Here is a 15040-nt window from a genome sequence, read left to right as displayed (position 1 = left end):
GTGTTTGGAAAGATGCAGATTGCGCTTTTGGCTGTTACAATGAGATTAAAACGTTAAGGGATAAAGGAGAAAGACCATGCGCTCAACTATTTTGATTGTTGATGATGATGAAAAAATCGTGTCCATGCTTCGGCGGGGACTTGCTTTTGAAGGATATGATGTACAGACAGCTTCGAATGGGGCGGAGGGCCTCAGTAAGCTGATGGATAAAGAGCCGGATATCGTGGTTCTTGATGTCATGATGCCGCAAATTGACGGGTTTGAGGTATGCCGCAGACTCAGAGAAGCGGGGAGCAAGGTACCCGTGCTGATGCTTACTGCCAAAGATGAAGTACAGAGCCGGGTAATTGGGCTGGATACAGGTGCAGATGATTATCTCGTGAAGCCGTTTGCGCTTGAAGAACTGTTGGCTCGTGTCCGTGCCTTATTGCGTCGTAAAGCGGATATAGCAGACACGCCTGATAATCGACTAATGTATGAGGATATTATTCTGGATAATGATTCTCGTGAGGTGTTGCGTGACGGTCAGCGTCTGGAACTGACTGCCAAGGAGTTCGAATTGCTGAATCTGTTCATGCAAAATCCGAAACGTGTGCTGTCCCGTGATCTGATTATGGATAAAATCTGGGGTTATGATTACAGTGGTGAGTCCAATGTGCTCGAAGTGTATATTGCCATGCTCAGACAAAAAACCGAAGAATACGGCGGCAAACGTTTGATCCAGACCATCCGGGGAGCCGGCTATATTTTGAGAGGTGACTCCTGACATGTCCATTCGGTTAAGATTAACCGCGTGGTATTCAGGCATCTTGGCAGCCGTGCTCATTTTTTGGGGAGTTGTGATCTACGCTTTTGTTTATTTTAATACGTATCAAGAAGTGGAACAGCAACTGAAAGATAAAAGTGAACGAATTACGAATCAGATTGGTGTCAATCCACTTTCACAATCGCTGGACCTGGACCCTTTTACGGAAAGTCAGCTTCAGGAAGCTCAGATATATATCCAGTTGTGGGACTACCAGAGCAGATCTGGTAAAATCTCAGGCAATATGGAGAAACTTCAGATTCAATTTCCCGTTGTGAAATCCAATGAGATCCAGAAAAAGCGTGGAATATCCAAGATCTATGTGAATGGGACCCCTTTCTTGGTGAATCAACAGCCCCTGTCTCTTCAGGGAACCAATGAAATAAGGGGGCTCCTTCAAGTCGGCGCCAATGTTAGTTCCCAGGAACGACTCTTGGAAGCTTTACGAAATATTCTGGTTTTTGGCTGGCTTGTCGCAATGGCGCTTGCCATTACTTCGGGGCTGATTCTGGCTCGCAAATCCATGCGTCCGCTCGTCAATGTGATTGATGCGGCCAATCAGATTCAGTCCGGGGATGACCTTAGTGTGCGCATTCAATATACGGGTCCCATGGATGAGATTGGACGTCTGATTGAAACAGTCAATAATATGCTTGAACGAACAGAGCTGTCATTCAGAGGTCTCGAGGAGACGAATAAAGCTCAGCGCAGATTTGTATCTGATGCCTCGCATGAGCTGCGTACACCGCTGACCACGATCCGTGGAAATGTGGACTTCCTTAAGAAGCTGTGGGATCAGGAGAGCACGGACCGACCAAATCTGGACGAAGAAACGGTTAAACAAATGTCGCTCGAAGCGATAGAGGACATGGCGGATGAAGGAAAACGCATGAGTAGACTGATCAGTGATATGCTGTCTTTGGCCAGAGCCGATACAGGACAGAAAATCGAACTGAACCCGATCCCGTTGCAGATTCTGGTACAGGAAGTGGCTCGCAGGTCGCAATTCCTTGATCATCAGGCAGACTGGAGTCCAGGAGATCTATCGATTCTGAATGGCATATATGTGAACGGCAGCAAGGACTATTTACAGCAGATGTTGTTTATTTTTATCGAGAATGCCTTCAAGTACACTCCAGATGGCTCGGTTACGCTTGATGCAATACTTTATAAAGGTCAGGTAGGACTACGCATCAGTGATACGGGAATCGGAATGGATCGGGATGAAGTTCCATTTATCTTTGACAGGTTCTATCGGGCGGATGAGTCACGCGGTGCCACACCAGGTATAGGTCTGGGACTGTCGATTGCCAAGTGGATCATTGAGGAACACCAAGGGTCTGTCGAGGTTGTAACCAGACGTGGAGAAGGAACGACCTTTATCATTTGGTTGCCGGTAGTCTTTGCTCCGCCTATCGAATAAGGTTATAATAGACAGGACTGCAATTACATCGGCTATCTTTGCCGAGAAAGAAAGCGGGTGGCAACCAAGTGGAAGTACTGCGAATTTCGCCGCGGGGATATTGTTACGGAGTTGTGGATGCGATGGTGCTCGCGCGCCAGGCGGCACGCAATCTGGACCTACCACGGCCTATTTATATATTGGGTATGATTGTGCATAACCAACATGTGACGGACTCTTTTGAAGATGAGGGCATTATTACACTGGACGGACCGAATCGGATTGATATTTTGAGCCAGGTCGAGAGTGGAACAGTGATCTTTACGGCCCATGGTGTATCTCCAGAAGTGCGCAAGATGGCACGTGATAAAGGTTTAACTACAGTGGATGCAACATGTCCGGATGTAACCAAAACCCATGACCTTATTCGGGAGAAGACGGCAGAGGGATATGACATTATCTATATTGGGAAAAAGAATCATCCAGAGCCGGAAGGCGCGGTTGGTGTTGCACCCGATCATGTTCATCTGATCGAGAAGGAAGAGGAGATTGACGGTCTGAACGTACCTCCTGGCAAAATCCTTATCACAAATCAGACAACGATGAGTCAATGGGACATTAAACACATTATGAGCCGTCTTCTGGAGAAGTATCCAGGCGCAGAGATTCATAATGAGATATGCTTGGCAACCCAAGTCCGTCAGGAAGCTGTTGCCGAACAGGCAGGGCAGGCAGATCTGGTCATTGTTGTAGGTGATCCTCGCAGTAATAACTCCAACCGACTTGCACAAGTATCGGAGGAAATTGCGGGTGTAACGGCATATCGTGTATCAGATGTGGCTGAGATACAGCAGGAATGGCTGAAAGGTGTGAATAAGGTGGCGGTTACTTCAGGCGCTTCTACGCCAACTCCGATCACGAAGGAAGTCATTCTATATCTGGAGCAATATGAACATGACAAGCCGGAAACATGGGAAATCAAACGTACGGTGAATATGAGCAAGCTACTACCTCCTGTAAGGGAAAAGACTCGTACGACGTAAACAAAACATGAATATAAGAATCTTGCAGCACTGAGCCGAAATTTGGTGACTGACTGCAGGATTCTTTTTTTTTGTAGGGGATAAGAGTCGGCTTGACTGAAAAGGGTGAATATGTTATATTTACTTTAGTGGATAAAAGCTTAAAAGCGAACAAGCGTTTAAGTGGAGAAGAGTTTTGAGGATTAAATCAGACGCGCTTAGGCGCTCTCATACAAGGAAGGATGGGAATTATAATGATCGTTATTGCAGGTAAAGCTACTCCGGAGGAACATATTCAGGATATCGTCGCTACAATTGAAAAGGAAGGACTTCAGGTCCATATCTCGCGTGGAGAGGACCGCACCATCATTGGCCTTATTGGTAAAGTAGAACCGAAAATGGCTGAGCATCTCCGTCAAATGAAAGGTGTAGAGAATGTCGTTAAGATTTCGAAGTCTTACAAATTGGCAAGCCGTGATTTCCATCCTCAAGATACCGTGATCTCCATCAAAGGTGTAGATATTGGCGGGAAAGAACTCGTCGTTATGGGCGGACCGTGTGCGGTTGAATCAGCTGCACAGATTGATGAGATTGCCGGGCTGGTTAAGGCTGCCGGTGGACAGGTGCTTCGCGGTGGTGCATTTAAGCCACGTACAGGTCCGTACAGCTTCCAGGGAACGGGCGTTGAAGGTCTGATCATGATGGCAGAAGCAGGGAAGAAACATGACCTGCTGACGATTACAGAAGTCATGACGCCTGAATATGTGGATATCTGTGCCGAGTACGCAGACATTCTGCAAGTAGGTACACGTAATATGCAGAACTTCGATTTGCTACGTAAATTGGGTGAGTGTGGCAAACCGGTATTGCTGAAACGTGGCTTCAGTGCAACTTACGATGAGCTGTTGAATGCCGCTGAATACATTCTTGCGGGTGGCAACCCGAATGTAATGCTGTGTGAACGTGGTATTCGTACATTCGAATCCTACACACGTAATACGCTCGACCTCTCGGCCATTCCTGTCTTGCAGTCTCTCAGTCATCTACCAGTTATTTCGGACCCAAGTCATGGTACGGGGCGCCGTGAGCTGGTTGAACCAATGACGAAGGCATCTGTCGCTGCTGGTGCTAACGGCCTAATTATCGAAATGCATACGGACCCCGATAACTCTATGACGGGTGACGGCGTGCAGTCTCTGTTCCCTGACCAATTTGCCAACCTGCTTCAGGATCTGGAGAAATTGGCACCAATCGTCGGTAAAACATTCAATACAGCCAAACAACCGGCGGAGTTCTTTCCAGCACGAGTTGGCGTATAACTGATCTTCATAGTATAGGTAATATAGTTCACCCGGGCATCTGCCCTGGCTCCGTTCAATGAGAATGGGGCTAGGACAAAATGTCCGGTTTTTGTGTTATTTGGAGCTTTGAACGCATTTATTAATCATAGGTGATAAGAAACATTTATGATGTAATGTTATTTCCATAATTTAGGCTAAATATAGCCTTGCTTTACCGCATTAAACCAGTTAAATGTAATGTATATACGTTGTTAAGTGAAATCAATAGGTTTATAAAATGTGAGCATAGCTTACATAGTTGCAAAAAATACCTTACATAAGTATTGACGATGTCACATTTGAGATTTTATAATGACGACAGAAAAAAATTCGAATATGGACATTTTCTTAGTGGGGTTGTTTAATGTTCGGAATATTTGGGAGGACGAATACATGTCGGTTGAAAACGTATTGAAATCAATTCAAGAGAACAACATCGAGTGGGTAGATTTTCGTTTTGTAGATTTATCCGGTCGTGCGCACCACATCTCGTTACCAGCTTCGGCAGTTGACGCAGACACTTTTGTAAATGGAGTAGCCTTTGATGGTTCTTCTATTCAAGGTTTCCGCGGAATTGAAGAGTCCGATATGGTTATGATTCCAGATCCTGAAGCGACTTTTGTCGATCCGTTCACAGCACACCCTACATTGAATGTTATGTGTGATATCTTCACTCCGGATGGCGAGCGTTATGAGCGTGACCCACGCGGTATCGCAGTCAAAGCGGAAGAATTCCTGAAAGAAAGCGGAGTAGGTACAGCAGCATTCTTCGCACCTGAATCCGAGTTCTTCATTTTCGACGATGTACGTTATGAGAGCGGCACGAACAGCTCTTCCTATTTCGTAGATTCCGAAGAAGCTTCTTGGAACACCAACCGTAAGGAAGATGGCGGTAACCTGGGCTTCAAAGTTCGCACTAAAGGCGGATATGTTCCTGTAGCTCCAGTGGATACACAACAAGATATTCGTAGTGAAATGTGTCGCATTTTGGAAGAAGCAGGCCTGTCGATTGAACGTCACCACCACGAAGTGGCGACAGCTGGTCAAGCCGAAATCAACTTCCGTTTTGATACGTTGAAGAAAACAGCAGACAACCTGCTTGTATACAAATACATCGTGCATAACACTGCACGTCAATATGGTAAAGTAGCAACATTCATGCCAAAACCACTGTTTGGTGATAATGGTAGCGGAATGCACGTTCACCAATCCATCTTCGATGGTGATTCCCCATTGTTCTATGACAAAGCGGGATATGCAAACCTGAGCGAAATGGCTCTGCATTACATTGGAGGAATTCTGTACCACGCACCGGCTTTGATTGCTTTGACTAACCCTAGTACGAACTCATTCAAACGTCTCGTACCTGGTTATGAAGCACCGGTTAACCTGGTTTACTCCAAAGGTAACCGTTCAGCAGCAGTACGTATTCCGGTTGCGGCTGTGACACCAAAAGGTTGTCGTATCGAGTTCCGTACACCGGACTCCACAGCTAACCCTTACCTGGCATTCGCTGCAATGCTGATGGCGGGTCTGGATGGTATCAAACGCAAAATCAACCCAACTGAGCTTGGATATGGTCCACTCGACAAAAACATCTATGATTTGTCTGATGCAGACAAAGAAAATATCCGCAGTGTGCCAGCTTCCCTGGAAGAAGCGCTTGACGCTCTGGCAGCGGACAACGAATTCTTGACTGAAGGCGGCGTCTTCACGAAAGAATTCATCGACAACTATATCAACCTCAAACGTGACGAAGCGAAAGCAGTAGCAATTCGCATTCATCCGCATGAGTACAGCCTCTACTTCGACTGCTAATCCAGTCGGAACAGAAACTGTTCCCAATGTATAGCCTCCGGGACTCGCTCTCGGAGGCTTTTCCTTGAATTGAACGATGTAGTGCATTAACTTTGCAGGGTGATAAAGGAATTTGATAACCCTGATTCGCAGCTTCGGTGCTTATTGCCCTTGAAGCAGATAGGGAATACTGATATCATAGCGATAATATTCACTTCATATGTCAGCTACGGATGGAAAGGGCGGGGGATTTTGTGACAAAGAGAGCGTATAATTTCAATGCAGGACCTGCGGCGTTGCCACTTGAGGTTCTGGAGCGTGCTCAGGCAGAATTTGTTGATTTTCGGAATACAGGAATGTCGATTATGGAGATGTCTCACCGTGGAGCGGTGTACGAATCTGTACATAATGAAGCTCAGGAACGTTTGTTGTCTCTGCTAGGCAATCCAAAAGGATATAAGGTCCTCTTCCTGCAAGGCGGAGCCAGCACTCAGTTCGCCATGCTGCCGATGAACCTGCTCGGGGAAGGGCAGACAGCCAGTTACGTCATGACAGGCAGCTGGGCCAAGAAGGCACTGTCTGAGGCGAAACTGATTGGGGAGACGCAGGTCGCTGCATCTTCCGAAGCGGATAAATATATGAAATTGCCGGATGTGTCGAATCTTAGCTTCCCGGATCGCACAGCTTATGTTCATTTGACGTCTAATGAAACAATTGAGGGAACTCAATTCAAGTCATTCCCGGATACCGGTTCAGTTCCACTTATTGCCGACATGTCGAGTGACATCTTCTGCAAACCGTTTGATCTTAATCAATTCGGCATGATCTATGCAGGTGCACAGAAGAACCTAGGCCCATCAGGAATTACGGTTGTTATTGCTCGCGAAGAACTGGTTAGTGAATCTCCTAAAACGATTCCGACGATGCTTCGATATAGTACACATGTGGATAACAATTCTCTCTATAATACACCACCGTCCTTCTCCGTATACATGGTGAATGAGGTTCTGAAATGGATCGAAGAACAAGGTGGATTGGCTGGAATTGAACAGAAGAACATGAAGAAAGCTGATTTGCTCTATAATGCGATCGATTCATCCGGAGACTTCTACCGTGGTTGTGTAGATCCGGCAGATCGTTCCCTGATGAATGTGACCTTCCGCCTGGCTAACGAGGAGCTGGAGAAACAGTTTATCAAGGCTTCAGAGCAAGAAGGATTTGTTGGTCTGAAAGGGCATCGGAGTGTTGGTGGCCTGCGTGCTTCCATTTACAATGCTGCTCCATATGAAAGTGTTAAGGCACTTACGGACTTCATGAGCCACTTCCAGAAGACAAATGGTTAAACAACCTGGCAGCGAGTTGTGAATTCAAGCATTCACACTTGTGCTTTACCAGAGCCTTCCACATTGACGTGTGGAGGGCTTTTCTTTAAGATTAGAGAATTGTTTTTACATGAAATGAAAAGGAGATTGAACACATATGGCTTTACATATCGTTCTGGTTGAACCGGAGATTCCGGCAAATACAGGAAATATTTCCCGTACATGTGCGGCTACCGGTACACATTTGCATCTCGTGCGTCCACTCGGATTCCGTACGGATGATGCCACACTGAAACGCGCGGGTCTGGATTACTGGCATGCCGTTCATATTGAATATCATGATTCGTTTGCTGAGGTTCAAGAACAGTACCCTGAAGGGCGTTTCTTCTACGCAACCACGAAGGCGAAGAACCGTTATAGCGATTTTAATTTTCAGGATGGAGATTTTCTAGTGTTCGGTAAGGAGACGAAAGGCCTTCCTCCAGAATTAATTGCTGCTAATCCAGATACTTGTATGAAGATGCCAATGACAGGTGATGTCAGATCATTGAACTTGTCAAACTCAGCAGCAATCATTGTGTATGAGGCGTTGCGTCAACTTAATTTCCCGGGTCTGGATTAGTCTAATTCGCGTTTAAGTGACGGTTAGAATTCGCTAAAAAAACATTTTTCAAAAAAAAGGACAAAAAATGTTTATTTCCAGCAGGATTCGACAAAATCTTGGCGAATTAATAAACATAGTACAAATGTACCTAGAAATTTAGAGTAAGATAGGAGAGGTGTGCCGTAGCTATGAAGCCAGCTGGAGTCGTTCGCAAAGTTGACCAATTGGGTAGGATCGTATTGCCTAAATCTTTGCGTAAAAGGTATCAAATGAATGAGGGAGATCCTGTAGAGATCTTAGTACAAGGGGACCATATCATTCTGGAGAGATACCGTCCAAAATGTATTTTTTGTGGATCGATGGAAGAAGTCAATGAGTTCAAAGAGCGTTACATATGCGCACAATGTTTAGATGAAATGACCCAGCTTCCACAGCACGGGTAAAATAAAAAGTATCATGGCCTCTAAAGGTCATGATACTTTTTTTGTGTGGAAAAATCATGTCCACTTCCAATTTACCGGGATCAAACGAATGGATTCAGCTATTCGTGTTGTATTCCATCACCCAATATTTCTCCCCGGGTGTACCTTCTTCAATGACTTTTTTCCAACCCTGTCGTTCGTAAAAGCCTATTGCTTTATGATTATCAGATACACATTTCAATCGAACAGGCTGCTGCATGAGTGAAACTGACGCATCAAGTAAGCGTGAACCTGTACCCCCGCCGATAAAACCGGGATGAATAAACAGAAGGTGGATAAAGTTCTCGGGAAGGTACAGCGAAGCGAAGCCGAGAAGCGGTCCATCTTCATTTTCAGCCACAAGGATATGCTCATCCACGGTATCTGTATCAAAATCCTGCAGAGACAGTTCTTCCGACTTAGCCCAGTGGAATCGGGCACGTCGCGACTCCAGATAAATGTTTCTCAACTCCGCATAATCTGCCTCAGTGGCTGGCCGTATAATCAAATGTTCCCCTCCAGAATAGGCAGTATATCCGACCATACATTGTCAAGAATGGCTTGCATATTTTGTTCATCACTATTGATGGCAACGACGGACTCCAGCTCCGGTAGGACAACGCATAGTTGACCATTGGCGCCATCAGCACGGTAAGCGTTATGGGAACATCTCCAGAATTGATATCCATAACCTTGTCCCCAGTCGCCGTCTCCTGGTGTAGGGATCTGTTGTGTTGTCGCTAATCGGATCCATTCCGCAGGAATGAGCTGCTTGCCATTCCAGTGGCCCTCCTGAAGCAACAGTTGACCGAATCTACCTAATTCCTCGTTGGTGAGCTGCAGGCCCGCACAGCCCAATGTAATGCCCAAGGGAGAAGTCTCCCACTCTACATTCGTAATGCCCAGTGGTTCAAATAGCCGGGGAATCAGATAGTTCTTAACGGTTTGACCGGTGGCCGCCTGAAACATGGCGGAGATCATAAACGTATCTGCACTGCTGTATGTAAACGTTTCACCAGGAACTCTATCCAAAGGAAGGGACATGTAATATTTTGCCCAATCTTTCTCAGGCAGGGTGGCTCGCTCTTCTGCCCATAACACAGGTACGTCATGCCCCGATGACATTCGCAGCAAATCGTACAGGGTGAGGTCCGCAGGAGGGTAGGCTGTTAAATGGGAAGCAGGTGTTGGTGAAGTGAAGTAGTCCCCTAGTTTGGATTCAAGTGTAAGTGTGCCCTCATCCAAAGCCAGTCCAATCGCCATACAGGTGAACGATTTGCTGACAGAGTGTTGTAAGCGGCGCATATCGCCGGTGCGATCCCACGCTCCGATTGTAACCCCTTTCTGCAATACCCGAACAGAATGAACGTTTAACTGCTGCTCATCTATATGATGAACAAAAGAATTAATAATACTCGACATCTTAACATCCTTTCTAAAAAAAGAAGAATTTTAACTCTTGGTGAAACGTTTCCGCAATCTGGATCAAAAATTAGAACTTATGTTATTACAAACGAGGTTCAATGTCAATGAATAGGTGCAAACGGTTACTTAAAGGAAAATGTTTTACTTTAAAAGTGCCTTTTGACGCAAATTTTATCGCGAAAAATCAGTTTTTTGAGAAAAAAGCGCGAAATTTGTAAAAAGGTTATTGACAGGGTTTGTACTTCGGGATTATGATTTATTCGAAACGATTCGAAGAAATCGCTTCCACATAAAAAGTGTTGTAATCAAGTCCAAGTAAATCAACGTTGGCTATGTTTTGAAACGATTCGAGAAAATCGTTTCGATAACCGAGCGAAATACGGGGGAATCACTGGAATTTGCAACAAAAAGGCAGAGAAACAGAAGTTTACAGACAGCAGCCGACGATGAAAGGGGTTACTTATGGCGCATATAACGATCGAAACCGGATCGCCTACGTTATGCATGAACACAAGCATACATGTAGTGTCCAGTGACTCCGGAGACACTTCAGGCGGTACGCTATATTTGCTGCATGGGGCAGGCGATAATGCAAGTACATGGCAACGTTTGACTACAATTGAAATGTACGCGCAACAATATGGCTGTACCATCATTATGCCGGAAGCGAACCGAAGCTATTACACCGATATGGAATACGGCCTGAATTACTTCCATTACATCACTCAGGAGCTGCCTGAATTCTGCAGGCGCCAGCTCAATCTCAATACAGACCCGGCAAAGAACTTCGTCGCCGGTCTATCCATGGGTGGGTATGGTGCATTGAAATGTGCACTGACATATCCCGAGAGGTACCGCAAGGCGGTGTCCTTATCAGGTGTAACTGATATTCAGACCCGGCTTCACGATCCGGAAATGCCATCAGGCATGATCAAGGAAATGAAAGCGGTTTTTGGAGAACGGTTACAGGTAAAACCTGATCAGGACCTGTACGCACTGTCTGCCAAGCTGTTGAAGCAAGGTGGAGATTTACCGGATATTCTGAGTTGTTGTGGTGATATTGATCCGTTTGTGGATATGAATCGCAAATTCGCGGAATACATGCAGGAAACGGATTTTGAGTTTCAGTATGTGGAGACGCCGGGTACCCATGAATGGAGATTCTGGGAGCAACACCTGAGAACAATGTTTGATTTTCTGTATAACGACAAGACCAAAGTAGAGTGAGGAGATGCAATTTGAAACCTGCAGCCGAAGGACCTAGCAAAAAGCTGAAGGGAAACTTGAAAGGCAATTCGCTCTGGAGTGAAATCTGGAAGCACAGAATGACGTACACCCTGCTTATTCCAGGGCTCGTCTGGCTGATCCTGTTTGCCTACATGCCAATGGGTGGCCTGTCTCTTGCGTTTAAAGACTACAAGGCAAACCTGGGGATCTGGGGAAGCCCATGGAGCGGATTTGAGAATTTCAAATACGTTTTCCGGGATCCAACCTTTATTGACGCCGTATGGCGGACGCTGTACATCAACATTCTAAAACTGATTATTCAGTTCCCGTTCCCGATTATTCTGGCCCTGTTGCTGAATGAATTGCGGATGCGCAGAGGGAAAAAGTGGTTCCAGACAGTTCTTACGTTCCCTCACTTCCTTTCATGGATCATCGTATCCGGGGTAGTCATCAACGTCCTGGCTTATGACGGACTGGTAAACAGTGCACTTGGTTTGCTTGGATTGCCAACCATTAACTTCCTGGGTTCCGAGTCCAACTTTGTACCGATGCTGCTGTTGACGGACATCTGGAAATCAAGTGGATGGGGTGCGATTATCTTCCTGGCTGCCATTTCTGGTATCGATCAGGATCAGTATGAATCAGCACAGATTGACGGAGCATCCCGTATGCAACAGATGTTCCGCATCACATTGCCAAACATTCTTCCTACAATCACCGTCATGTTCATCCTGTCGGTTGGTGGATTGATGTCTTCCGGTTTCGACCAGATCTTCAACTTGGCAAATGCCGCAACTAAAAATGTATCGGAAGTATTGGATGTATATATCTATCGGATTACGTTCCAGTCCTCAACGGACTTCTCATTCTCGACAGCGGTCAGCTTGTTCCGTTCCCTCGTGAATATGGTCTTGCTGCTTCTCGCAGACAGATTTGCCAAGTGGCTTGGCGGAGACGGTTTGTTCCGATAAGAGAGGAGGAAAAATGAAATGAGTAAGAAAGCTAACAAAAAGCCGAGAATTGGTACAGAAAAAATGACATTTCTCGATTACATTATTTTCGCCATTTTACTTGTGCTTGCTCTGATGATTCTGATTCCGTTCTGGAATGTCATCATGATCTCGTTCGCAACACAAAAAGAATATGCTGACAATCCATTTTTGATGTTCCCTAAAGAATGGACATTGGATTCCTATAAGGCGTTGTTCGCTGACGGAACGATTCTGTCGGGGTACAAAAATACAATTATTTTGCTAGTTATCGGTTTGCCACTTAGCTTGTTCCTGACAACAAGCATGGCATATGGCCTTAGTCGCAATAAATTTCCGTTCAAGAAATTTCTCTTTTTCCTAGTACTGTTCACCATGATCTTTAATGGTGGTATTGTACCGCTGTACCTGATCATGAAATCACTTCACCTTACAGGTACGCTGTGGTCCGTTATCCTGGCGGGAAGCTTCAGTGCGTTCAACATGATTCTGATGATGAACTACTTCTATACCTTGCCTGAGTCGCTTATGGAATCGGCGAGATTGGATGGAGCAGGAGAGTGGAGAATTCTGTTCTCTGTTGTTCTTCCGCTGGCTACACCAATTATGGCTACAATCACGTTGTTCTACGGTGTGGCGTACTGGAACAGTTGGTACGACGCGATGATATTCCTGCGAAAAGCGGATCAGTTGCCGCTCCAGAATGTTCTCAGAAACATTATCGTCACATCCCAGACGAACGCATCTAATGCATCCAGTGTGGATGCTGCCCAAGCAAGCAATTTCTCAATGGGTATGAAGATGGCGGCAGTATTTGTCACCATGGTACCAATTATGTGTTTCTTCCCAATGCTGCAAAAACACTTTGCCAAAGGGGTATTAACAGGGGCTATCAAGACCTGATTATACGTATAGGATTTTGCATTAAAATTCTACTAAAAAACATGGGGGTAAAACATGAAAACGAACAAAAAGTTGTCAGTAAGAGCTCTCTTTGCCATCACGCTTAGTGTAGTTATGCTGATGGTGACCGCTTGTTCCAGCCAAGGAGCTTCAGGTGGTAACGAAAAAGATGCAGAGGGAAATTACAAAGATAACCTGACCATCTCTGTAGCTAACCTGACAGAAATTAAAAACGGGAACTTGGATAATGACTTCCACAAGTTCTGGACAGACAAGTTCAATGTAACATGGGATTACAACTATATCGATTGGGATTCATGGGGCGAGAAGCTTCGTCTATGGATCAACTCTGGCGATTTGCCGGATGTAGCAGTATGGAACTATGTGCATGGCGATGCCATGAACAGTATTGATCAAGGCCTGTTCTACAAATTCCCGGATGACTGGAAAGAACGCTGGCCTAACGTGGCAGCAGCCTACAAGTTGACCGGTCTTGGTGACAAGCTGGAAGAACTGACGGGTGGAACATACGTCCTGCCAAGACCAATCTATTTCGAGAACAAACCTGCTGACCCATTGACGAACCAAATTGGTGTCATTGCACTTCGTAAAGACTGGGCTGAAGCGGTTGGTTTCGAACTGAAAGATGCATATACAACAACTGAATTGAATGAATACGCTGAGCTTGTAAAAGAAAAAGATCCAGGCAAAGTGGGCAACAAACTTGTACCTCTGTCCTACAATGCGGCAGATGCTATGACGAATATCATTATGCCGAACAGTGTGCATGCCATGACCGACACGCCGTTCTACAAAGGTGAAGATGGTCAGTTCCACTGGGGACCAGCAGATCCTGAAACTCTGACAGGACTTAAATTGATGCAAAAAGCCTACAAAGATGGTTTGCTCAATCCTGAATTCTACACATGGAAAAACAATGAAGGTCAAAACAACTTCAAAGTAACAGGTACAGCTGCAGTAACAAGTCTGGGCGGACTGGCTTCGTACAGACAAGGTCTGGATTCTGATATGAGAAAGAATCTGGGTGTAGATAGTGATGAACTGGTACACACAGCAATCGTAGTGGGCGACGATGGAAAATACCGTAACATGGAGCAAGCTAACTTCTGGTCTGCATTGATCTTCAATCCAGACATCAGCGACGAGAAATTCGAACGGATCATGGATCTGATCGACTACTCGACTACCAAAGAAGGACAACTGCTCATCAACATGGGCTTCGAAGGAACAGATTGGAAATATGATGAAAACAAAGAACTGGTTAGCTTGCTGCCAGAAGGTACTGTTCTGGAAGACAAATACCCAGCACGTTTCGAAGGTCTGTATCTTCTGGGTGACGACTTCAGTGTTGTAAACCCTGCAATTAAAAAGGATTATCGTGATAGAGCTGTGAAACTGTTCGAGGAAAAAGCAAAACTCGGTACAGAAGGTCAATCACTCGCAACATACGACTGGGATGTCAACCTGTACGATTCCAAAGCTAAAAGTCAGGCTTCATTCGACTACCAGAATGAATATGCCAACTTGATCCTCAAAAATGGAGATCTGGAAGCGAACTGGAAAGAATGGGTAAACAGCAAAATGTCCCTGGTTCAACCTTACCTGGATGAACTGAACAAAGAATTCAAGTAATCATTCAGTAATTAGCAAGATGGGATATGACAGGTGTGTTCTGTCTGTCCCATCCAATCGAACCCGGTGCGCGGTCTCTCCCCGAACGCA

The 15040-nt window shown here is 45.5% G+C and carries 14 protein-coding genes; 12 read left to right on the top strand and 2 right to left on the bottom strand.

Features of this window, described 5'->3' with window-relative positions:
- Nucleotides 1–76 precede the first annotated feature (76 nt).
- From CS562_RS07760 to CS562_RS07725, 8 genes are all read left to right on the top strand, one after another.
- Nucleotides 77–766: a response regulator transcription factor gene (locus CS562_RS07760; protein ID WP_076289894.1), complete on the top strand. Its 690-nt coding sequence runs from the start codon at nucleotides 77–79 to the stop codon at nucleotides 764–766.
- A gap of 1 nt (nucleotide 767) precedes the next feature.
- Nucleotides 768–2228, top strand: a complete 1461-nt coding sequence (locus tag CS562_RS07755) for a sensor histidine kinase (protein ID WP_099854832.1) — start codon at nucleotides 768–770, stop codon at nucleotides 2226–2228.
- 68 nt (nucleotides 2229–2296) lie between these two features.
- Nucleotides 2297–3250 carry a 4-hydroxy-3-methylbut-2-enyl diphosphate reductase gene (locus CS562_RS07750; RefSeq protein WP_076289892.1) on the top strand — a complete coding sequence of 318 codons (954 nt, stop codon included), beginning with the start codon at nucleotides 2297–2299 and terminating at the stop codon, nucleotides 3248–3250.
- 233 nt (nucleotides 3251–3483) lie between these two features.
- Nucleotides 3484–4548: a 3-deoxy-7-phosphoheptulonate synthase gene (gene aroF, locus CS562_RS07745; RefSeq protein WP_063564242.1), complete on the top strand. Its 1065-nt coding sequence runs from the start codon at nucleotides 3484–3486 to the stop codon at nucleotides 4546–4548.
- Nucleotides 4549–4962: 414 nt separating this feature from the next.
- Nucleotides 4963–6387, top strand: coding sequence for a type I glutamate--ammonia ligase (gene glnA, locus CS562_RS07740; protein ID WP_099854830.1), 1425 nt, complete (start codon nucleotides 4963–4965; stop codon nucleotides 6385–6387).
- Nucleotides 6388–6620: 233 nt separating this feature from the next.
- Nucleotides 6621–7709, top strand: a complete 1089-nt coding sequence (gene serC, locus CS562_RS07735) for a 3-phosphoserine/phosphohydroxythreonine transaminase (protein ID WP_099854828.1) — start codon at nucleotides 6621–6623, stop codon at nucleotides 7707–7709.
- Nucleotides 7710–7845: 136 nt separating this feature from the next.
- Nucleotides 7846–8310: a tRNA (uridine(34)/cytosine(34)/5-carboxymethylaminomethyluridine(34)-2'-O)-methyltransferase TrmL gene (trmL, locus tag CS562_RS07730; RefSeq protein WP_053780483.1), complete on the top strand. Its 465-nt coding sequence runs from the start codon at nucleotides 7846–7848 to the stop codon at nucleotides 8308–8310.
- Nucleotides 8311–8480: 170 nt separating this feature from the next.
- A complete protein-coding gene (locus CS562_RS07725) occupies nucleotides 8481–8735 on the top strand; it encodes an AbrB/MazE/SpoVT family DNA-binding domain-containing protein (RefSeq protein ID WP_024629045.1) in 255 nt (84 codons plus the stop codon).
- Nucleotides 8736–8829: 94 nt separating this feature from the next.
- On the opposite strand, the gene CS562_RS07720 is transcribed toward CS562_RS07725, so the two are convergent.
- Nucleotides 8830–9261, bottom strand: a complete 432-nt coding sequence (locus CS562_RS07720) for a GNAT family N-acetyltransferase (RefSeq protein WP_099854826.1) — start codon at nucleotides 9259–9261, stop codon at nucleotides 8830–8832.
- A complete protein-coding gene (locus CS562_RS07715; RefSeq protein WP_076289888.1) occupies nucleotides 9258–10175 on the bottom strand; it encodes a serine hydrolase domain-containing protein in 918 nt (305 codons plus the stop codon). Before CS562_RS07715 ends, CS562_RS07720 begins: the two co-directional genes overlap by 4 nt.
- A 465-nt stretch (nucleotides 10176–10640) precedes the next feature.
- On the opposite strand from CS562_RS07715, the gene CS562_RS07710 reads away from it, so the two are divergent.
- From CS562_RS07710 to CS562_RS07695, 4 genes are read left to right on the top strand one after another with little or no spacing between them, the layout of a single operon-like run.
- Complete coding sequence (locus tag CS562_RS07710; protein WP_076289887.1) at nucleotides 10641–11405, top strand: alpha/beta hydrolase; 765 nt, start codon at nucleotides 10641–10643, stop codon at nucleotides 11403–11405.
- A gap of 11 nt (nucleotides 11406–11416) precedes the next feature.
- Nucleotides 11417–12376 (top strand): ABC transporter permease, encoded by a 960-nt coding sequence (locus CS562_RS07705; RefSeq protein WP_062320079.1) that lies wholly within the window; start codon nucleotides 11417–11419, stop codon nucleotides 12374–12376.
- A gap of 18 nt (nucleotides 12377–12394) precedes the next feature.
- Nucleotides 12395–13297, top strand: coding sequence for a carbohydrate ABC transporter permease (locus CS562_RS07700; RefSeq protein WP_076289886.1), 903 nt, complete (start codon nucleotides 12395–12397; stop codon nucleotides 13295–13297).
- A 54-nt stretch (nucleotides 13298–13351) separates the two neighbouring features.
- Nucleotides 13352–14950: a type 2 periplasmic-binding domain-containing protein gene (locus CS562_RS07695; RefSeq protein ID WP_076289885.1), complete on the top strand. Its 1599-nt coding sequence runs from the start codon at nucleotides 13352–13354 to the stop codon at nucleotides 14948–14950.
- Nucleotides 14951–15040 lie beyond the last annotated feature (90 nt).

This window comes from Paenibacillus sp. LK1 (genome assembly GCF_002750415.1).
GTDB lineage: Bacteria > Bacillota > Bacilli > Paenibacillales > Paenibacillaceae > Paenibacillus > Paenibacillus taichungensis.
Note: the sequence above shows the minus strand (reverse complement) of the source record. Positions and strands in the feature narration are given on the sequence as shown.